We start from the raw sequence: 18,918 nt of genomic DNA, 5'->3' as shown, positions 1-18,918 counted from the left end.
CGAATCTACTCGGGGTCCCCGGTGTCGCCGAAGTGGTCCCAGCCGGCCTTGGCCCAGGGGGCGCCGTCGACCGTCACCTGGGGCAGCGCCGAGGGGTTGAGGACCTCGCCGATCACCTTCCAGCGGGCCGGCAGCTTCACGTCGGGCGGGAAGGTGGCCACGATGGCGTGGTCCTCACCGCCGTTGAGCACCCACTGCATCGGGTCGACGCCGACCGCCGTGCCGATGTCGGACATCTGCGAGGGGATGTCGATGTGGGCCGAGCGCAGGTCGATGCGGACCTTGCTGGCCTCGGCGATGTGCCCGAGGTCGGCGACGAGCCCGTCGCTGACGTCGGTCATGGCGGTGGCGCCGAGTGCCGCGGCGGCCGGGCCCGCGTGGTACGGCGGTTCGGGACGGCGGTGCGCCTCCACGAAGGCGCGCGGGGAGCGGAAGCCGCGGGTGAGCACCGCGTGGCCGGCGGCGGACCAGCCGAGCCAGCCGGTCACCGCGACGACGTCGCCGGGCTGGGCGCCGGCGCGGGTCACCGGCTCCTGGTTGCGCAGGTCACCGAGGGCGGTGATGGCGACGGTGATGGTGTCGCCGCGGACCACGTCCCCGCCGACCACCGCGGCGCCGGCCACCTGGCACTCGTCCCGCAGCCCGTCCATCAGCTCGGTCGCCCAGGTCGCCGGGAGTTCCGCGGGGACCACCAGGCCGAGCAGGATCGCGGTGGGCACCGCGCCCATCGCCGCGATGTCGGCGAGGTTCTGCGCGGCGGCCTTGCGGCCGACGTCGTAGGCGGTGGACCAGTCCCGGCGGAAGTGCCGGCCCTCGAGGAGAATGTCAGTGCTGGCGACGACCCTGCGGTCCGGCGCGGTGACCACCGCGGCGTCGTCCCCCGGCCCGATCCGTACGGCGGGAGTGGAGGTGAGCCGGGAGGTGAGCTCTCTGATAAGCCCGAATTCCCCCAGCTCGCCCACGGTGCCCTTCATGCTGTTGCCCTTCCCATGTGTACGGACGGTCCGTACGTGGCTGACGAGTGCGCCGCACCGGCCGTGTTCACCGCGCGGGTCTCCCCGCTCCGCTCGGTGACGCGGTACCGTGGCGTCCCTTCTTCCCACATGATCCTCGTAGCCGCCCTGGAGGTTCCGTGGTACAGGCTTACATCCTGATCCAGACCGAGGTCGGCAGGGCCTCGGCGGTGGCCGAGGTGATCGCGAAGATCCCCGGTGTGCTGACGGCCGAGGACGTGACCGGCCCCTATGACGTCATCGTGCGCGCCCAGGCGGACACCGTCGATGAGCTGGGCCGCATGGTGGTCGCGAAGGTCCAGCAAGTGGACGGCATCACGCGGACGCTCACCTGCCCGGTGGTCCATCTCTAGCTCCCCCGTATGCTCGGCCGGGTGATACGCGCGAGACGCCGGTACGTGGCCGCCTTTCCCCTGCTCACCGCGGTCTGCGCGGTGGCGGGCTGTTCGTCCGCCGCGCAGGTGGCGGCGCCCTCCCCCACCGGCGAGGCCGCGCAGCACTGCCGGGCACTCCACCAAGACCTGCCGCGGACCGTGGACGGGCTGACGCGGGGTAGCGCCGAGCCGGTCTCGGACTTCACTGCCATATGGGGCGATCCTGCCGTGGAGCTGCGCTGCGGGGTGTCCAAGCCGGAGGTGCTCAGGCACGGGAGTGAACATTACAACCCCAACCCCGACTCGGCGGAAGTCGACGGCGTCCAGTGGCTCTTCGAGAAGCAGGACGACGGCTACCGCTTCACGACGGTCCTGCGGAAGGTCTACGTGGAGGTGACCGTGCCGGGGAAGTACGCCCCGGAGGTCAACGTGCTGCCCGACCTCGCAGGGGCGGTGCAGAAGGCCATTCCGGCCGGGGTGTAGCGGGCGTCCGCCGGACCGCCGGGCCCGATGCCGGCCCGGCGCCCGGACTGCCGGCCGGACCGCGACCGCGCCCCGCGGGGCGCGCCCACCGGCATGCCGCACCGGCCGCAGCGCCGCACGGGACGGAATGCCTCCCGGCCCAGCCGCGTTGTGGCCCCGCAGGGGGCGCGCGCACCCCCTAGGGGATCCGTTCGCCCGCCCCCGAGGACGCGCGCCTCAGCGCAACCCCGTCGAGCGGCGCAGCGCCGCCTCCAGGAGCCGGTCGACGAGTTCCGGGTAGCTGACGCCGCTCTCCTGCCACATCCGCGGGTACATCGAGATGGGCGTGAAGCCGGGCAGCGTGTTGATCTCGTTGATCACGAACTCGCCGTTGTCCTGCAGGAAGAAGTCCGCGCGGACCAGGCCCTCGCAGGACGCCGCGTCGAAGGCCGCGACCGCCAGCGCCCGGACCTCGGCGGTCTGCTCGTCGGTCAGCGGCGCGGGCACGATGCCGGCGGCCGAGTCGATGTACTTGGCCTCGAAGTCGTAGAAGTCGTGGGCGGTGACCGGCGGGATCTCGGCGGGGACGCTGGCCCGCGGGCCGTCCTCGAACTCCAGCACCCCGCACTCGATCTCGCGGCCGCGCAGCAGCGACTCAACGATGATCTTGGGGTCGTGGCGCCGGGCCTCCTCGATGGCCGCGTCCAGCCCGGCGAGGTCGTCGACCTTGCTGATGCCCATGGACGAACCGGCCCGGGCGGGCTTCACGAACAGCGGCCAGCCGTGCTCACCGGCGAAGTCCACGATCTTCTTGCGGGCGGCCGCGGGGTCCGCGTCCCACTCGCGCGGGCGGACGACCTCGTAGGGGCCGACCGGCAGCCCGAAGGAGGTGAACACCCGCTTCATGTAGTCCTTGTCCTGGCCCACGGCCGAGGCGAGCACGCCGGAGCCGACGTAGGGCACCCCGGACAGTTCCAGCAGGCCCTGGAGCGTGCCGTCCTCGCCGTACGGGCCGTGCAGCACCGGGAAGACGACGTCGACCTCGCCGAGGGCCTTGGGGACCGCGCCCGGCTCGCTGTAGACGACCTCGCGGGTGGTGGGGTCCGCGGAGAGCACCACCGCACCGTCCCCGCCCTCGGCGAGCTCGGCGACGCTGGGCAGCCTCCGGTCCGTGATCGCCATCCGCGCGGGGTCGTCGGCGGTCAGCGCCCACCGGCCGTCGGTCGTGATGCCGATGGGCAGCACGTCGTACTTGTCGCGGTCGATGGCGGCCAGCACGGCTCCGGCGGTGACCACCGAGATGGCGTGCTCGGAGCTGCGGCCGCCGAACACGACGGCGACGCGGGGCTTGTGGGAGGAGGTCTCGCTGCTCATAACGGGTTGAGGGTACCTGCTGGTAGGAGGTGCGTCAGTGCCGCGGCGGCCATCGGTGGCGTCGCGGCGTGGAAGGGGGCCGCCGCCCGGCGCGCGGTCGGGCGGCGGGCGGACCCTCAGTGCCGCTCGGGCTTGGCGCTGCGGGACATCAGTTGCTTGAGCGCGACCAGCGGCGGCTTGCCCTCGTGGACGATCTCCACCACGGTCTCGGTCAGCGGCATGTCGACGCCGTGGCGGCGGGCCAGATCCAGCACCGACTCGCAGGACTTGACGCCCTCGGCGGTCTGCTTGGTGACCGCGATCGTCTCCGCCAGCGACATGCCCCGGCCGAGGTTGGTGCCGAAGGTGTTGTTGCGGGACAGCGGCGAGGAGCAGGTCGCGACGAGGTCGCCCATGCCGGCCAGACCGGCGAAGGTGTGCGCGTCGGCGCCCATGGCCAGGCCGAGCCGGGTCGTCTCGGCCAGTCCGCGGGTGATCAGGGACGCCTTGGCGTTGTCGCCCAGGCCCATGCCGGTGGCGATGCCGACGGCCAGCGCGATGACGTTCTTGACCGCGCCGCCCAGTTCGCAGCCCACCACGTCGGTGTTGGTGTACGGGCGGAAGTACGGGGTGTGGCAAGCGGCCTGGAGGCGCCGGGCGACGTCCTCGTCGACGCAGGCCACGACGGCCGCGGCGGGCTGCCGGGCGGCGACCTCCTTGGCGAGGTTGGGGCCGGTCAGCACCGCGACGCGTTCCGCGGGGACCTTGGCGACCTCTTCGATGACCTCGCTCATGCGCTTGGCGGTGCCCAGTTCGACGCCCTTCATCAGGGAGACCAGGACCGTGTCGGAGGGCAGCAGGGGCGCCCACTCGGCGAGGTTGGCGCGCAACGTCTGGGAGGGCACGGTGAGGACGGTGAAGTCAGCGCCGCGGGCGGCCTCGGCCGGGTCGGTGGTGGCCCGTACGCCCTCGGGGAGTTCGACGCCCGGCAGGTAGTCCGGGTTGGTGCGACCGGTGTTGATGGCGTCGACGAGGGCCGCTCTGCGCGCCCACAGGGTCACCTCGCAGCCCGCGTCGGCGAGCACCATCGCGAATGCGGTGCCCCAGGACCCCGTGCCGAAGACGGCGCAGCGCGTCACTTGCCTTCATCCTCCTGTGCCTGTCGGTTGTTTCGGGCCGGCCGCGCGGTGGCGGCCGGTGCGGTGGTCCCGGCCGGCTCCCGGGCGTCGTCGCCGGCGCCGGACGCCGCGGCGGCCCTGGCGGCCTCGCGGGCGGCGCGGCGCTCCCGGGCGATTTCCTTGCGGTAGTCGAACGGTTCGGCCGGCGCGGTCTCGCCGCGGATGCCGGCGAGCTCGTCGGTGATGGCCGCCATGATCTTCTCGGTGACGGCGCGCAGCACCTCGGCGGTGGGCTCCTGGCCGTAGAACTCGCTGAGGTCGACCGGCGGACCGGCCTGGACCCGCAGCGTCTTGCGCGGGAAGAGCTGGAGCTTGTGCTCCTTGGCGTACGGCGGCATCGCCTCGTTGGCGCCCCACTGGGCGACGGGGATGACCGGTGCCTTCGTCAGCAGCGCGACCCGGGCGGCGCCGGTCTTGCCCTGCATGGGCCACATCTTCGGGTCGCGGGTGAGGGTGCCTTCCGGGTAGAAGGCGACGCATTCGCCCTTCTCGATGGCGTTCACGGCGGCACGGAAGGCGGTGGCGGCGTCGGTGGTTTCCCGGTAGACCGGGATCTGGCCCGTTCCGCGCATCATCATGCCGACAAAGCCGCTCTTGAAGAGTCCGGCCTTGGCGAGGAATCGGGGGACCCGCCCGGTGTTGTACTGATAGTGCGCATAGGAGAGCGGATCAAGATACGAGTTGTGGTTGACCGCGGTAATAAAACCGCCGTCGGCTGGAATGTGCTCCATTCCCCGCCAGTCCCGCTTGAACAGAACCAAGAGCGGCGGTTTGCAGATGACCGCGGCCATGCGGTACCAGAAGCCGATTCTGCGGCGGGACACTGGGACACCCTCCTTGTGGGACCTGCGAAGCTGCTGCGAGCCGGCAGCCGCACAAGTGTCGCCCCGCGTACCCGCTATGTCGAGAACACCGTAACCCCGCCACTCCGGAAAGGTTCCGGCGGCGGGTGAGAATGATCCGGATGCGAAGAGACGGAGCGGATGTGAGCTGGAGCCTCGTAGTGCCGCTGAAACCCCTGGTGCGGGCCAAGAGCAGGCTCTCCGAGGCCGCCGGTGAGGAGTTCCGGCCGAAGTTGGCGCTGGCATTCGCACTGGACACCGTGACGGCCGCGCTGGCCTGCGCGGACGTGCGGGATGTGGCGGTTGTCACGGACGACCCGGTGGCCGGGGAGCACTTGGCGGCGCTGGGGGCGCGCATCGTGCCGGACGCTCCGGCCAACGGACTGAACGCCGCGCTGGCCCATGGTGCGGCCGTCGTGCGGGCCCGCCGGCCCGGTGCGCGGGTCGCCGCGCTGAACGCCGATCTCCCGGCGCTGCGCCCGGCCGAGCTGTCGCGGGTGCTCCATTCCGCCGCGCTATTTCCACGGGCATTTCTCGCGGATGCGGCGGATATCGGGACAACGCTTCTGTCCGCGACTTCCGGTGCGGAATTGGAACCGGCTTTCGGGGGCCCCTCGCGGGCCCGGCACCGGTCGTCCGGGGCGTACGAGATCTCCGTGCCGGACGTGCCGTCGGTGCGCCGGGACGTGGACACCGGGGAGGACCTGCGGGCCGCGCTGGCACTGGGCGTGGGGCCGCACACCGCACGGCAGGCGCCGCGGGTGCCGGGGTGGGCGGAGTGGGCCGGTGTGCTGAGCCCGGCCGGCCGCTCGACCGCGCTGGGGGCCGTGGAACTGCCGGCCGTCTCGGGCCGTACGGTACCGCCGCAGGTCAGAGCGTCTGGAGCGTGACGAGGGCGATCCGCCGGTCGTCACCCTCGCCGGTGGTCTCGATCCGCACCCGCTGACCGGGGCGGAGCAGGAGCAGGCCGCCGGCGTCGAAGGCCGCCGCGTCGAAGGGCAGCGGAGTCCCGTCGTCCAGCAGCACGCTGCCGGAGCGGGTGGTCTCGTCGTAGGTGTACGCGGTGGCCTGCATGGGCCCAGCGTAGACGGGGTTCCGGGCCGGTACGCACCGCGGGCCGGGCTCCCCGGAGGGAGACCGGCCCGGCGCCTGGCGTTGCGTCGCCGCTTCGGAATTACCGCTTGCGGGCGGTGGTCTTCTTGGCGGTGGTCTTGCGCGCCGTGGTCTTCTTGGCGGGAGCCTTCTTCGCCGTCGCCTTCTTCGCGGGCGCGGTCTTCTTCGCCGTGGCCTTCTTCGCCGGCGCCGCCTTCTTCGCGGTGGTCTTCTTCGCCGTCGTCTTCTTCGCCGGCGCCGCCTTCTTCGCGGTGGTCTTCTTCGCGGTGGCCTTCTTCACCGCGGTGGCCTTCTTCGCCACCGCCTTCTTCGCGGGCGCCGCCTTCTTGGCCGCGGCCTTCTTGGCGACGGCCTTCTTCGCCGCCGCCTTCTTGATGGCGGTACCGCCGGTCAGGCTGCCCTTGGGCGCCTTCTTGACGGCGACCTCGCCACCCTTGGGGAGCTTCTTCGAGCCGCTCACCAGGTCCTTGAAGCCCTGACCGGCGCGGAAACGGGGCACCGAGGTCTTCTTGACCCGAACCCGCTCACCCGTCTGCGGGTTGCGCGCGTAGCGGGCCGGGCGGTCCACCTTCTCGAACGAGCCGAATCCGGTGACCGAAACGCGGTCGCCGGCGACAACTGCACGGACGACGGCGTCCAGTACGGCGTCCACCGCGTCCGCGGCGTTCTGACGGCCGCCGAGCTTGTCGGCAATGGCCTCTACGAGCTGCGCCTTGTTCACGTCTTCCCCTTCGGAGACATTGCTGGAACGAAAGATTCCAAGCTTTTTCGCACGTTAGGCAGATATATACCGCAAATCAAACACGAAACGGGCTAATCACCCTTGTGCCGCAACGGACTCGACCTTCACGGACTTCCCTCGGCATGCACATCTTCGGGATAACGACCTTCGTCAAGGTCGTGCATGAACCTCTCCAGACGCCTTGCCGCGTCCGCAAGATCGTGTTTAGCCGCAGCCGTGATGACGAGCAGCTTCCGGGTCAGCGCCATCCGTACGCCCTCCGGGACTTGCAGTGTCCGCACTCTTGCGTGTGCGTCCTTGAGTCGGTCGGCGACGAAACCGTAGAGCTCGAGTTGGTCGTCGCGTTCCATGCGCTAATTGTGCCATCTGCGGCGAGTTGTCGCTTCACGGGGCCTCAACACTGGCCCTGACAAGCCGAAGCGCCCCCCGCCAACTGCACAGGGGGCGCATCGTACGCAATAAGTCTTTGAGCCATAAAACCCGAGGTCAGACCTCGATGGTACGCGGTTTGAACGAGGGCCTGTTCGCCTCGTAGGCGGCGATGGCGGACTCCTCCCGAAGGGTGAGGCTGATGTCGTCCAGACCCTCCAGCAGCCGCCAACGGGCGTTCTCGTCCAGCTCGAAGCCGGCGGTGATGCCCTCGGCGCGGACCTCGCGGGCCACCAGGTCCACGGTGACCTCGGCGGTGGGGTCGGACTCCACCAGCTTCTGCAGCCGGTCCACGGTCTCCTGCGGCAGGACCACCGTCAGCAGGCCGTTCTTGAGGGAGTTGCCGCGGAAGATGTCGGCGAACCGCGAGGAGATGACGGCCTTGAAGCCGTAGTTCTGGAGCGCCCAGACGGCGTGCTCACGGGAGGAGCCGGTGCCGAAGTCGGGGCCCGCGACCAGGACGGTGGCGCCCTTGTGGGCCTCCTGGTTGAGGACGAACTCCGGGTCCTTGCGCCAGGCCTCGAACAGCCCGTCCTCGAAGCCGTCCCGAGTGACCTTCTTCAGCCAGTGGGCCGGGATGATCTGGTCGGTGTCGACGTTGCTGCGGCGCAGCGGAACGGCCCGGCCGGTGTGGGTGGTGAAAGCTTCCATGGTTCTCAGACTCCCGCGGGCGTAGCGACGTCGACGTCGGACAGGTCGGCCGGTGAGGCCAGATGGCCGAGAACCGCCGTTGCGGCAGCCACCTGCGGCGAGACCAGGTGGGTGCGGCCGCCCTTGCCCTGCCGACCCTCGAAGTTGCGGTTGGAGGTGGACGCGGAGCGCTCACCGGGCGCCAGCTGGTCGGGGTTCATGCCCAGGCACATCGAGCAACCCGCGTGCCGCCATTCGGCGCCGGCCGCGGTGAAGACCTTGTCCAGGCCCTCCGCAACGGCTTCCAACGAAACCCGGACCGAGCCGGGAACGATCAGCATGCGCACGCCCTCGGCGACCGAACGGCCTTCCAGGATCGCCGCCGCGGAGCGCAGGTCCTCGATCCGGCCGTTGGTGCACGAACCTACGAAGACGGTGTCCACGGAGATCTCGCGCAGCGGCTGACCCGCCGTCAACCCCATGTATTCCAGGGCCTTTTCGGCGGCGAACCGCTCCGAGGGGTCCTCGTACGAAGCCGGGTCGGGGACGTTCGCCGAAAGCGGCGCGCCCTGGCCCGGGTTGGTGCCCCAGGTGACGAACGGCGACAGCGTCGCGGCGTCGATGACGACCTCGGCGTCGAAGACCGCGTCGTCGTCGGTGCGCAGCGTCTGCCAGTACGCGACGGCGGCGTCCCAGTCCCCGTCCTTGGGGGCGTGGTCGCGGCCCTGGAGGTAGTCGAAGGTGGTGCGGTCCGGGGCGATCATGCCGGCCCGGGCGCCCGCCTCGATCGACATGTTGCAGATGGTCATCCGGGCTTCCATCGACAGCTTCTCGATGGCCGAGCCGCGGTACTCGATGACGTAGCCCTGGCCCCCGCCGGTGCCGATCTTCGCGATGATGGCGAGGATCAGGTCCTTGGCGGTGACGCCCTCGGGCAGTTCGCCCTCGACGGTGATCGCCATGGTCTTGAACGGCGCCATCGGCAGCGTCTGGGTCGCCAAGACGTGCTCGACCTGGCTGGTGCCGATGCCGAACGCCAGCGCGCCGAAGGCGCCGTGGGTGGAGGTGTGGCTGTCACCGCAGACCACGGTGGTGCCGGGCTGGGTCAGTCCCAACTGCGGTCCCACGACGTGGACGACGCCCTGCTCGACGTCGCCCAGCGGGTGCAGCCGGACGCCGAACTCCGCGCAGTTCTTGCGCAGGGTCTCCAGCTGGGTGCGCGAGACCGGGTCGGCGATCGGCTTGTCGATGTCGAGGGTCGGGGTGTTGTGATCCTCGGTGGCGATGGTCAGGTCCGTGCGGCGCACTCCGCGGCCGGCCTTGCGCAGGCCGTCGAACGCCTGCGGGCTGGTGACCTCGTGCAGCAGGTGCAGATCGATGAAGAGGAGGTCGGGCTCGCCTTCCGCGCGCCGGACGACGTGGTCGTCCCAGACCTTCTCCGCAAGTGTCCGTCCCATCGCTTTCCCTCCGGCCGGCCGGGTGCCGGCCTTGCTCGTCTGTGCGCGGTGACCCGCGAATATCCCCTGGCGGGCGTGACGCCGGGCCCTGGTCGAGGGCCGCACCTACAGAGTGACGACTTCCATGGAAAATTGAACTTGCGTTTCACACTGTGAGACGCGAGTATCGTTGCATGGACAACTCTAGCGGCGTCGGCGTTCTCGACAAGGCAGCTCTGGTTTTGAGCGCTCTGGAGTCCGGTCCGGCCACCCTCGCCGGGCTGGTCGCGGCGACCGGGCTTGCACGACCCACGGCCCACCGGCTGGCCGTGGCTCTGGAACACCACCGGATGGTGGCGAGGGACATGCAGGGCCGTTTCATCCTCGGCCCGCGGCTCTCCGAGCTCTCCGCGGCGGCCGGCGAGGACCGCCTCCTGGCCACGGCAGGACCGGTGCTCACGCACCTGCGCGACGTGACGGGCGAGAGCGCCCAGCTCTATCGCCGGCAGGGCGACATGCGGATCTGCGTGGCAGCGGCGGAACGGCTGTCCGGACTGCGGGACACCGTGCCGGTCGGCTCCACACTGACGATGAAGGCGGGCTCCTCGGCCCAGATCCTGATGGCCTGGGAGGAGCCGGAGCGCCTGCACCGCGGACTGCAGGGCGCCCGCTTCACCGCCACCGCGCTCTCCGGCGTGCGGCGCCGCGGCTGGGCCCAGTCGATCGGCGAGCGGGAGCCCGGCGTGGCCTCCGTCTCCGCGCCCGTCCGCGGCCCCTCCAACCGCGTGGTGGCCGCCGTGTCGGTCTCCGGCCCGATCGAGCGCCTGACGCGCCACCCGGGCCGCATGCACGCCCAGGCGGTCATCGACGCCGCCGCCCGCCTCTCCGAGGGCCTGCGCCGCAACGGCTCGTAGGACCCCGCCGAAAACCCCACCGGCCGGCCCCGCTCCCCCGCGGCGGCCGGCCGGTCCGCGTCCCGGCATCCCGCGCCGGCCGCCCCAACTCTGCGCGCGCCGCGCCCCGCTGCCGTCGCGCCGCGACGAACTCCCCGGCCGGACAAGGCCGTTGCCCACCCCGCCGGCGAGGAGTCCCGGCACAGCAGAAAGGCCCTCCGCGTGATGCGGAGGGCCTTTCTCGATGTACCCCCGACCGGATTCGAACCGGCGCTACCGCCTTGAGAGGGCGGCGTGCTAGGCCGCTACACAACGGGGGCCTTGCAGATGAGCTCTGCGAGCTGGCCTACCTGGACTCGAACCAAGACTAACTGAACCAGAATCAGTCGTGCTGCCAATTACACCATAGGCCATGGTGGTGTAGACCAGTACCCCCGACCGGATTCGAACCGGCGCTACCGCCTTGAGAGGGCGGCGTGCTAGGCCGCTACACAACGGGGGCCCTAGCGATCCTGCGTGAGTGACAGCGGGTGCGACCCTGACTGCCTCCCCGAGAAGGATCTGTACCCCCGACCGGATTCGAACCGGCGCTACCGCCTTGAGAGGGCGGCGTGCTAGGCCGCTACACAACGGGGGCCTTGCAGATGAGCTCTGCGAGCTGGCCTACCTGGACTCGAACCAAGACTAACTGAACCAGAATCAGTCGTGCTGCCAATTACACCATAGGCCATCAAAGTGCAACCCCCAGACGAGGGCTTTGCCTTGATCTACGCTTTCCGGTCCGGGCCTTTCGGCTCTCTCGGGCGGCGCAGGAAGAACATTACCTGATCGTGGAGGGTGCTCCAAAACCGATAACCCCGCGCACCAGCTCGGGGAGCTCGGCCAGCCCGCGGATGCGACGCACCCCGGGCGGGAGCGGCTCTCCGGGGCCCGTCCGATCCAGCCACACGGCCGCCAGGCCGGCATCCCTGGCGCCCAGGCCGTCGATGTCGAGCCGGTCCCCGACGTAGAGCACGTCGGCCGGCGGGAGGTCGAGGGCGGCGCAGGCCCCTCGGAACGCCTCGGGGGCGGGTTTGGCGTGGCCCAGCGCGTCGGCGCAGAGGACCGCCTCGAAGTGCCCGCGGATGCCCAGGGCGGTGAGCTTGCGTTCCTGGTTGGCGGTGGAGGAGTTCGAGAGGACGGCCTGGCGCACCAGGGGGGTCAGTGCCTCCAGGGCCGGCACGGAGTCCGGGAAGAGCCGCCAGGCCGCCTCGTAGTGGGCGACGTAGCGGCCGAACCAGGCGTCCGCCTCGGCGTCGCTCAGCGGGGTGCCCAGGAAGGTGCGGGCACGGGCCCTGCGGTGTTCCAGGAAGCCCTGTTCGCCGGCGAGGAAGCGGGCGAACTCGGTTTCCATCGCGCGCCGCCAGCGGGTCAGTGCCGCCGCCTCGCCGCCGTAGGAGGCCAGCAGCCCTTCGGTGTGCAGGTGGCGCAGCACGCCGGTGCGGTCGGACCCGGTGTAGTCGAAGAGGGTGTCGTCGAGGTCCCAGAGGACGGCGCGCAGGGGCATGTCCGGGAATCTAGTGGCCGTCGGGCGGGAGGGCGAGGGAAGGAGCCGGCGGGCGGGGAGGCGGCGGAGAAGGGGGCGGGCCCGGAAGCGCGGTGGCTTCCGGGCCCGGGGGGTCCCGCGGGGTGCGGTCGGGTCAGGCGGCGAGGCGGGCCAGCGCCGCGTCGATGCGGGCGAGGGTGCGCTCCTTGCCGAGGATCTCCAGGGACTCGAAGAGCGGGAGACCGACGGTGCGGCCGGTGACGGCGACCCGGACCGGGGCCTGGGCCTTGCCGAGCTTGAGCCCGTGCTCCTCGCCGGCGGCGAGGACGGCCTGCTTGAGGGGCTCGGGGCCGGCGGTCCAGTCGGCGGCGGCCAGGTTGGCGCGGGCGGTGGTGAGCAGGGCCACCGGGTCGCCCTTCATCGCCTTGGTCCAGGACGCCTCGTCGTCGACCGGCTCCTTGCGGAAGAGGAAGTCGACGTTGGCGGTGATGTCGGAGAGGACGGTGAGGCGGGTCTGGGCGTGCGGGGCGATGGCCTCCCACGCGGTCCGGTCGAAGTCCTCCGGCTCCCAGTTGGCGAACGGGGCGGTCAGCCAGGGCTCGCAGGCCGCGATGAAGTCCTTGAGGTCCAGGCGGCGGACGTGCTCGGCGTTGATCGCCTCGGCCTTCTTCAGGTCGAAGCGGGCCGGGTTGGCGTTGACGTCCGCGATGTCGAACTTCTCGATCATCTCGGGGATGGTGAAGAGGTCCTCGTCGGCGGAGAACGACCAGCCCAGCAGGGACAGGTAGTTCAGCAGGCCCTCGGGGAGGAAGCCGCGCTCCCGGTAGAGGTTGAGGTTGGCCTGGGGGTCGCGCTTGGAGAGCTTCTTGTTGCCCTCGCCCATGACGTAGGGCAGGTGGCCGAAGGCGGGGATCGCCGAGGCCAGGCCCAGCTCGATCAGGGCCCGGTAGAGGGCGATCTGGCGGGGGGTGGAGGAGAGCAGGTCCTCGCCGCGCAGGACGTGGGTGATGCCCATCAGGGCGTCGTCGACCGGGTTGACGAGGGTGTAGAGCGGGGCGCCGTTGGCGCGGACGATGCCGTAGTCCGGGACGTTGTCCGGGGTGAAGGTCAGCTCGCCGCGGACCAGGTCGGTGAAGGTGATCGGCTCGTCGGGCATCCGGAAGCGGACGATCGAGGAGCGGCCCTCGGCCTCGTAGGCGGCCTTCTGCTCGGCGGTCAGGTCGCGGCAGGTGCCGTCGTAGCCGGAGGGCTTGCCGGCCTTGCGGGCGGCCTCGCGGCGGGCGTCGAGCTCTTCGGTGGTGCAGTAGCAGGGGTAGGCGTGGCCGGCGGCGAGCAGCTTCTCGGCGACGTCCTTGTACAGGTCCATCCGCTGCGACTGGCGGTAGGGCTCGTGCGGGCCGCCGACCTCGGGGCCCTCGTCCCAGTCGAAGCCGAGCCAGTGGAACGCGTCCAGCAGCTGGTTGTAGGACTCCTCGGAGTCGCGGGCCGCGTCGGTGTCCTCGATACGGAAGACCAGCTGGCCGCCGGTGTGCCGGGCGTAGGCCCAGTTGAACAGGGCGGTGCGGACCAGCCCGACGTGCGGGTTGCCGGTCGGGGAGGGACAGAAACGTACGCGGACGGGGGTTCCGGGGGTCGCGTTAGCCACGCTTGATCACCTTGTTGGTGAGAGTGCCGATGCCTTCGATGGTGACGGCGACCGTGTCGCCGACGTTGAGCGGGCCGACCCCGGCCGGGGTGCCCGTGAGGACGACGTCGCCGGGGAGCAGCGTCATCGCCTCGGTGATGTGCACGATCAGGTCCTCGATCGGGCGGACCATGTCACCGGTGCGGCCGAGTTGGCGCTGTTCGCCGTTGACGGTGCACTGGATGGTGAGGTCGCTCGGGTCGAGGTCCGTCTCGACCCAGGGGCCCAGGGGGCAGGAGCCGTCGAAGCCCTTGGCCCGGGCCCACTGCTTCTCGCGGCGCTGGACGTCGCGCGCGGTGACGTCGTTGGCGCAGGTGTAGCCGAGGATGACGTCCTTGACCCGCTCGCGGGGCACCTCGCGGCACATCCGGCCGATGACGACGGCCAGCTCCGCTTCGTGGTGCACCTCCTGGGAGAAGGAGGGGTAGGCGATGGGGTCGCCGGGGCCGATCACCGACGTCGACGGCTTGAAGAAGGTGACCGGTGCCTCCGGGACCTCGTTGCCCAGTTCGGCGGCGTGCTCGGCGTAGTTGCGGCCCACGCCCACGACCTTGTTGGGCAGGACCGGCGGCAGTAGCCGCACCTTGTCGAGGGGGACCTTTTGGCCCGAGCGCTCGAATTCCGCGAACGGATGCCCCTTGATGACGTCGAGTTCGTCGCGTTCGAGGACGCCGAAGCCGACGTTGCCGTCGATGGAGAATCTGGCGATGCGCACGGGTTGCCGTTGCCCCTCATGATCATTGGCCGGAGTTGACACTCCAGGCTATCGCGGGGACCTGGGCGAACCGCCGTCCATTCAGGCCGGGACGTCCTGCTTCGGGAGCTCGTTCAGGACGGTGCGGCGGGGGTTGGCGGTCTGGCGGGGCAGGTCGACGGTGTGTTCCTGGGTCTCGGGGGCGTCGAGTTCCTCGGCGTCCTTCAGGTGGGCCAGGGTGGTGCGCCGCGGGTTGGCTATGTTGCGGAACATCATCGTCGTCTTCACTGCGGTATGCCTCGCGTCTGGTCGGGAAGAGTTGCCGAACGTTGCATTTCTGCGCGTTGTCGTTTTACGCAACCGTGTAAAGCGTCAGGCTAAGCGCGCTATTCCCTGCGGATCAGCGGGAAAGTCGACGATCTCCCTGTGAGTTTCCTCACGAGGGATGTGACATATGCCGCATTTTCCTTGATCAACATCCGTGGTCGAAACGGACATTGGTGGATTGAACAGCATGTTCCGCTCCTGATCACCGCACCTGGGACAGGAGGCGAGTGCGGGCGACTCGCGGGCAAAAGTCCGAAATCTGGCGCAGCGTCTTCTACCGGTCGTGACGCGCTCCGCACGGTGCGTGACCCGGGGCAAGGCGGCTGGCTCCGCTCTTGTTGGAGATCCTGCACTGTGCTGGAATTCCACGGACCGCCGCACTTTTCCACCGGCGCGCAGGGTGCGAAGGAGCGCCGCGCGGTGGTGCCGCTCTCTCGGCCAGAGGGGACGGCCCGCCGGTCACTCACGACCGCCACGGGGGGCTTCGCGGTCCCCCTTCGACTCGACACCGTCCCGCCGTTCGCGCGGTGGGACGCCTGGTCCAGAGGTTGCGAAGCTAGTGCAGGGACGTTTCAAGAGGGATGGCAACGCTGCGGCGGACCCGGAGCTGCGCGGCGGGACAGACCGCGGCCAGACTCCGGGCGAAGACGCCGCGGACGGCGGCAAGCCCAAGAACGGCCCCAGCGGGCCCGGCAGTCGAATAGCGCTGCGCAACTGGCGCATCAGCACCCGCCTGGTCTCCCTGCTGGCGCTGCCCGTCGTCGCCGCGACGACCCTGGGTGCCCTGCGCGTCAACACCGAGCTGGACAACATCGACCAGCTCGACAAGATGCAGCTGCTCACGGAGATGACCCGGCAGGCCACCGAGCTGGCCGACGCCCTCCAGGTCGAGCGGGACAAGTCCGCCGGGCCGCTGGCCGGCACCGGCAACGTCAAGGACGACGCCAGCGTGGTGGCCCCGCGCGAGGCCACCGACCGCGCGAAGACCTCCTTCAACCAGGCCACCGGCGACATCAAGCCGGACGACGCCACCATGGCGGGCGTACGGGCGACCATCCTGGAGATCGGCCGCCAGCTCAACACCCTCAACGACATCCGCTCCCACGCCTACCAGGACGACAACAACGCGGCGCAGACCGTCTCCGCCTACAACCAGCTGATCGCCTCCCTGCTGGACCTCTCGCAGGACATGGCGCAGGCCACCAGCAACCCGGAGATGATCCGCAGCACCCGTGCGCTGGCGGCGTTCTCGTCCGCCAAGGAGTACGCGTCGATCCAGCGCGCCCTGGTCAGTGCCGGTCTGGCGCACCCGGGCGGGCCGCAGCTGTCGGCCAACGACCGGCAGGCCGGCCGGAGCGCCGAGGACAACGAGAAGGCCGCCCGGGACCGCTTCTCCCAGATCTACAGCGGCAACGCCGGGGCGCTCACCCGCGGTCTGGACGGCAACAACGACGAGATCAAGGCGGCCTACGCGTTCGCGCACCGCGCCTTCGCCAGCGCGGGCGGCATCCGCAGCCAGGAGTACAAGTACCTCGACTGGTACGACTCCGACACCGTCAAGATCGACGAGATGTCGCGGATCGAGACCTCGCTGCTGTCCGAGATGGACCAGAAGTCCCGCGAGCTGCGCAACGCCGCGACCCAGGACGCGATCATCAACGGTGTGGTGATCCTGCTGGTCCTCGGCGTCTCGCTGGTCGGCGCGTTCGTCGTGGCCCGCTCCATGGTGCGGTCGCTGCGCCGTCTCCAGGACACCGCGCAGAAGGTCTCCCAGGACCGGCTGCCCGAGCTGGTCAAGCAGCTGTCCGAGGCCGACCCGCAGGACGTGGACACCTCCGTCCAGTCGGTCGGCGTGCACAGCCGGGACGAGATCGGCCGGGTGGCCGCGGCGTTCGACGAGGTCCACCGCGAGGCGGTCCGGCTGGCGTCCGAGCAGGCGCTGCTGCGGGGCAACGTCAACGCGATGTTCACCAACCTCTCGCGCCGCTCCCAGGGCCTGATCCAGCGCCAGCTCTCGCTGATCTCCGAACTGGAGTCCCGCGAGGCCGACCCGGACCAGCTCTCCTCGCTCTTCAAGCTCGACCACCTCGCCACCCGCATGCGCCGAAACGGCGAGAACCTCCTGGTCCTCGCCGGTGAGGAGCCGGGCCGCCGGTGGACCCGGCCGGTCCCGCTGGTCGACGTCCTGCGCGCCGCCGCGTCCGAGGTGGAGCAGTACGAGCGGATCGAGCTGAACGCGGTCCCGCAGACCGAGGTCGCCGGCCGGGTCGTCAACGACCTGGTGCACCTCCTGGCCGAGCTGCTGGAGAACGCCACCTCGTTCTCCTCCCCGCAGACCAAGGTCAAGGTGACCGGTCACGCGCTGCCCGACGGCCGCGTGCTGGTCGAGATCCACGACACCGGCATCGGCCTCTCCCCCGAGGACCTGTCGGCCATCAACGAGCGGCTGGCCAGCCCGCCGACCGTGGACGTCTCGGTGTCCCGGCGGATGGGTCTGTTCGTGGTCGGCCGGCTGTCGCTGCGGCACGGCATCCGCATCCAGCTGCGGCCGTCCGACTCCGGCGGCACCACCGCCCTCGTCATGCTGCCGGTCGACGTCGCCCAGGGCGGCAAGAAGCCGGCGCCGAGCACCGCCAAGAGCCCGGCCGAGGGCGGTGGCGCGCCCACCAGCCGGCTCGCCGGGCTCCAGCCGCGCGGCCAGGTCGCTTCCGGCCCCGGCGGGCGGCCCGCGCTGCCCGGCCGCGGCGCACCGGGCGGTGCGCCCGGCGGTGCGCCGGGTGGCGCCCCGAACGCCTTCGGCTCGCCGGCTCCCGGCGGCCGCACCGCACCGACCGCCCCGGCCCGCGACGACGCCGCGCCGGCCGCCGGCGGTGCCCGCCCCGCGCTGCCGGTCCGCGGCGCGGACCCCCAGCGCGGTGCCGACGACGGCCGCACCCCGACCGTGGCGCCGCCCGCCGGGCTGCCCCCGCGCGAGGAGCGCCCGCAGCTGCCGGCGCGGAACTCCCAGGCACCGGCCGCGCCCGAACTGCCGGGTCGCGGGGCCGGTGCGGCGCCCGCGGGCACCGAGCGGCCGGGCGGCGCGCCCCTGGGCGTGCGCCGCGACCGCGGAGCCGACGACGACTGGCCGCTGGCGCCCCGCGAGGCGCAGGACGGGCCGCGGGGCCACGAGGAGCCGGAGAGCACCGGCAGCTTCGAGCGGCCCGCGCCGGCCGCCGGCCCCGGCGACACCGCCGCGTTCGCCCGGCCCGACTTCAACGCGCCGCGGCCCGGCGACGCCAGGGACGACGTCCCGTCCGCCGGCCGCGAGCCGGCCCGGGCGGCCGGCGGCCCCGGGGACACCGGGCAGTTCCGCCGACCGGACGCCGACACCGGGCAGTTCGAGACAGGGCAGTTCAACACCGGGCAGTTCGAGACCCGCGGACAGCCGGAGACCACCGGGCAGTTCCCGCGGCCGAACGCCGACACCGGGCAGTTCCCCCAACCCGACGTCGACACCGGGCAGTTCGACACCGGGCAGTTCGACGCGCGCCAGCTGGAGACCACCGGCCCGTTCGAGACGACCGGTCAGTTCCCGCGTCCCGAGGGCGAGCAGACCGGGCAGGTCCGGCGGCCCGGCGTCGACCGGGCCCCGGCGGGCCGGGACCCGTTGGCCGCCGATCCGCTCGGCGACCCGCTGGGCGGCGGTCCGCTCGGCGCCCCGGACGACCGCGCCGACGACGCCCGGACGCCGATCTTCGACACCATCGAGTCCAACTGGTTCAACACCCCGGCCTCGGCGGCCGCCGGTGTGCCACCGCTGCCGCGCCGCGAGGGCGGCCAGGACGGTGCCGTGCCCGGTGCCGCACCGGCCGGTGGCGCACCGGCGGACCGCGTGCCGACGGGCGGTGCCCGAGAGGGCGCACCGGCCGACCCCGACGCGCAGTGGCGGACCTCGCCGAACGACGAGGCGTGGCGGCAGGCGGAGCAGATCCGCCAGCCGGCCTCGGGCGGCGTCACCACGTCCGGTCTGCCCCGTCGGGTGCCGCGCGCCAACCTGGTCGCCGGCACCGCGCAGCAGCAAGCCCCGCAGGGCGGTCCGCAGGTCTCCCGCGCACCCAGCGACGTGCGCGGCCGGCTGACCAATCTCCGTCGGGGCATTCAGCAGGGCCGACAAGCCGGGACGTCGTCCACCGGCAACCACGGCATTGTCGATCCCACTCACCAGCAGGAGCGTTAGTTGAGTC

At 71.3% G+C, this 18,918-nt stretch carries 18 protein-coding genes and 5 tRNA genes; 5 read left to right on the top strand and 18 right to left on the bottom strand.

The features are described 5' to 3' along the window. Positions 1–5: 5 nt before the first annotated feature. The gene (locus ACJ6WD_RS12125; protein WP_016571150.1) at positions 6–974 is read right to left on the bottom strand and encodes a thiamine-phosphate kinase; all 969 of its coding nucleotides are present in this window, start codon (positions 972–974) and stop codon (positions 6–8) included. A 158-nt stretch (positions 975–1,132) separates the two neighbouring features. On the opposite strand from ACJ6WD_RS12125, the gene ACJ6WD_RS12120 reads away from it, so the two are divergent. After that, complete coding sequence (locus tag ACJ6WD_RS12120; protein WP_016571149.1) at positions 1,133–1,366, top strand: Lrp/AsnC family transcriptional regulator; 234 nt, start codon at positions 1,133–1,135, stop codon at positions 1,364–1,366. A 9-nt stretch (positions 1,367–1,375) separates the two neighbouring features. Beyond that, on the top strand, positions 1,376–1,870 hold the full coding sequence (locus tag ACJ6WD_RS12115) for a DUF3515 domain-containing protein (RefSeq protein WP_407615763.1): 495 nt from the start codon (positions 1,376–1,378) through the stop codon (positions 1,868–1,870). 216 nt (positions 1,871–2,086) lie between these two features. Here the strand turns inward: ACJ6WD_RS12115 and ACJ6WD_RS12110 are convergent, their stop codons facing one another. The 3 genes from ACJ6WD_RS12110 to ACJ6WD_RS12100 all read right to left on the bottom strand — a co-directional run bounded on the left by ACJ6WD_RS12110 (position 2,087) and on the right by ACJ6WD_RS12100 (position 5,204). Next, on the bottom strand, positions 2,087–3,223 hold the full coding sequence (locus tag ACJ6WD_RS12110; protein WP_407615762.1) for a D-alanine--D-alanine ligase family protein: 1,137 nt from the start codon (positions 3,221–3,223) through the stop codon (positions 2,087–2,089). Positions 3,224–3,339: 116 nt separating this feature from the next. Further along, on the bottom strand, positions 3,340–4,341 hold the full coding sequence (locus ACJ6WD_RS12105) for an NAD(P)H-dependent glycerol-3-phosphate dehydrogenase (RefSeq protein ID WP_275462783.1): 1,002 nt from the start codon (positions 4,339–4,341) through the stop codon (positions 3,340–3,342). Continuing rightward, positions 4,338–5,204, bottom strand: a complete 867-nt coding sequence (locus tag ACJ6WD_RS12100; protein WP_233658490.1) for a 1-acyl-sn-glycerol-3-phosphate acyltransferase — start codon at positions 5,202–5,204, stop codon at positions 4,338–4,340. Before ACJ6WD_RS12100 ends, ACJ6WD_RS12105 begins: the two co-directional genes overlap by 4 nt. A gap of 161 nt (positions 5,205–5,365) precedes the next feature. Between ACJ6WD_RS12100 and cofC the strand changes: the two genes are divergently transcribed. Next, positions 5,366–6,112: a 2-phospho-L-lactate guanylyltransferase gene (gene cofC, locus ACJ6WD_RS12095; RefSeq protein ID WP_233658489.1), complete on the top strand. Its 747-nt coding sequence runs from the start codon at positions 5,366–5,368 to the stop codon at positions 6,110–6,112. Here cofC and ACJ6WD_RS12090 read toward each other — a convergent pair. The 5 genes from ACJ6WD_RS12090 to leuC all read right to left on the bottom strand — a co-directional run bounded on the left by ACJ6WD_RS12090 (position 6,093) and on the right by leuC (position 9,593). Next, positions 6,093–6,296 carry a hypothetical protein gene (locus tag ACJ6WD_RS12090; RefSeq protein ID WP_038521958.1) on the bottom strand — a complete coding sequence of 68 codons (204 nt, stop codon included), beginning with the start codon at positions 6,294–6,296 and terminating at the stop codon, positions 6,093–6,095. The two genes, cofC and ACJ6WD_RS12090, sit on opposite strands and share 20 nt — an antisense overlap. A gap of 100 nt (positions 6,297–6,396) precedes the next feature. After that, positions 6,397–7,056: an HU family DNA-binding protein gene (locus ACJ6WD_RS12085; RefSeq protein WP_233658488.1), complete on the bottom strand. Its 660-nt coding sequence runs from the start codon at positions 7,054–7,056 to the stop codon at positions 6,397–6,399. Between the two features lie 125 nt (positions 7,057–7,181). Continuing rightward, complete coding sequence (locus ACJ6WD_RS12080; RefSeq protein WP_020930118.1) at positions 7,182–7,427, bottom strand: hypothetical protein; 246 nt, start codon at positions 7,425–7,427, stop codon at positions 7,182–7,184. A 136-nt stretch (positions 7,428–7,563) separates the two neighbouring features. Continuing rightward, positions 7,564–8,157 carry a 3-isopropylmalate dehydratase small subunit gene (leuD, locus tag ACJ6WD_RS12075; protein ID WP_233658487.1) on the bottom strand — a complete coding sequence of 198 codons (594 nt, stop codon included), beginning with the start codon at positions 8,155–8,157 and terminating at the stop codon, positions 7,564–7,566. A 5-nt stretch (positions 8,158–8,162) separates the two neighbouring features. Further along, entirely contained in the window at positions 8,163–9,593 is a 1,431-nt protein-coding gene (gene leuC / locus ACJ6WD_RS12070) for a 3-isopropylmalate dehydratase large subunit (protein ID WP_038521954.1), read from the bottom strand. A gap of 173 nt (positions 9,594–9,766) precedes the next feature. On the opposite strand from leuC, the gene ndgR reads away from it, so the two are divergent. Further along, entirely contained in the window at positions 9,767–10,486 is a 720-nt protein-coding gene (gene ndgR / locus ACJ6WD_RS12065; protein ID WP_016571139.1) for an IclR family transcriptional regulator NdgR, read from the top strand. Between the two features lie 226 nt (positions 10,487–10,712). Here the strand turns inward: ndgR and ACJ6WD_RS12060 are convergent. From ACJ6WD_RS12060 to ACJ6WD_RS12020, 9 genes are all read right to left on the bottom strand, one after another. Then, positions 10,713–10,785, bottom strand: a tRNA-Glu gene (locus ACJ6WD_RS12060). Positions 10,786–10,806: 21 nt separating this feature from the next. Continuing rightward, positions 10,807–10,878: transfer RNA gene (locus ACJ6WD_RS12055), tRNA-Gln, on the bottom strand. 16 nt (positions 10,879–10,894) lie between these two features. Beyond that, positions 10,895–10,967, bottom strand: a tRNA-Glu gene (locus tag ACJ6WD_RS12050). Positions 10,968–11,029: 62 nt separating this feature from the next. Then, positions 11,030–11,102 (bottom strand) — tRNA-Glu (locus tag ACJ6WD_RS12045). Positions 11,103–11,123: 21 nt separating this feature from the next. Next, a tRNA-Gln gene (locus tag ACJ6WD_RS12040) sits at positions 11,124–11,195 on the bottom strand. 90 nt (positions 11,196–11,285) lie between these two features. After that, positions 11,286–12,011, bottom strand: a complete 726-nt coding sequence (locus tag ACJ6WD_RS12035) for an HAD family hydrolase (RefSeq protein ID WP_233658486.1) — start codon at positions 12,009–12,011, stop codon at positions 11,286–11,288. Between the two features lie 133 nt (positions 12,012–12,144). Continuing rightward, on the bottom strand, positions 12,145–13,635 hold the full coding sequence (gene gltX / locus ACJ6WD_RS12030; RefSeq protein ID WP_233658485.1) for a glutamate--tRNA ligase: 1,491 nt from the start codon (positions 13,633–13,635) through the stop codon (positions 12,145–12,147). Then, positions 13,628–14,389, bottom strand: a complete 762-nt coding sequence (locus ACJ6WD_RS12025; protein ID WP_016573564.1) for a fumarylacetoacetate hydrolase family protein — start codon at positions 14,387–14,389, stop codon at positions 13,628–13,630. Before ACJ6WD_RS12025 ends, gltX begins: the two co-directional genes overlap by 8 nt. 81 nt (positions 14,390–14,470) lie before the next feature. After that, positions 14,471–14,656: a hypothetical protein gene (locus ACJ6WD_RS12020; RefSeq protein WP_020930116.1), complete on the bottom strand. Its 186-nt coding sequence runs from the start codon at positions 14,654–14,656 to the stop codon at positions 14,471–14,473. Between the two features lie 598 nt (positions 14,657–15,254). Here ACJ6WD_RS12020 and ACJ6WD_RS12015 point away from each other — a divergent pair. Then, positions 15,255–18,911 (top strand): nitrate- and nitrite sensing domain-containing protein, encoded by a 3,657-nt coding sequence (locus ACJ6WD_RS12015; protein WP_407615761.1) that lies wholly within the window; start codon positions 15,255–15,257, stop codon positions 18,909–18,911. Positions 18,912–18,918: the final 7 nt, after the last annotated feature.

Origin of the sequence: Streptomyces sp. VTCC 41912, from assembly GCF_045799175.1 — a bacterium.
In the GTDB taxonomy this organism is placed as follows: Bacteria; Actinomycetota; Actinomycetes; order Streptomycetales; family Streptomycetaceae; genus Streptomyces; species Streptomyces albulus_C.
Note: the sequence above shows the minus strand (reverse complement) of the source record. Positions and strands in the feature narration are given on the sequence as shown.

Bases quoted from the DNA above. Each gene is read 5' to 3' on its own strand.
- ACJ6WD_RS12125 (WP_016571150.1), bottom strand. From the start codon at position 974: ATGAAGGGCACCGTGGGCGAGCTGGGGGAATTCGGGCTTATCAGAGAG.
- ACJ6WD_RS12115 (WP_407615763.1), top strand. From the start codon at position 1,376: ATGCTCGGCCGGGTGATACGCGCGAGACGCCGGTACGTGGCCGCCTTT.
- ACJ6WD_RS12110 (WP_407615762.1), bottom strand. From the start codon at position 3,223: ATGAGCAGCGAGACCTCCTCCCACAAGCCCCGCGTCGCCGTCGTGTTC.
- ACJ6WD_RS12090 (WP_038521958.1), bottom strand. From the start codon at position 6,296: ATGCAGGCCACCGCGTACACCTACGACGAGACCACCCGCTCCGGCAGC.
- ACJ6WD_RS12080 (WP_020930118.1), bottom strand. From the start codon at position 7,427: ATGGAACGCGACGACCAACTCGAGCTCTACGGTTTCGTCGCCGACCGA.
- leuD (WP_233658487.1), bottom strand. From the start codon at position 8,157: ATGGAAGCTTTCACCACCCACACCGGCCGGGCCGTTCCGCTGCGCCGC.
- leuC (WP_038521954.1), bottom strand. From the start codon at position 9,593: ATGGGACGGACACTTGCGGAGAAGGTCTGGGACGACCACGTCGTCCGG.
- ndgR (WP_016571139.1), top strand. From the start codon at position 9,767: ATGGACAACTCTAGCGGCGTCGGCGTTCTCGACAAGGCAGCTCTGGTT.
- ACJ6WD_RS12035 (WP_233658486.1), bottom strand. From the start codon at position 12,011: ATGCCCCTGCGCGCCGTCCTCTGGGACCTCGACGACACCCTCTTCGAC.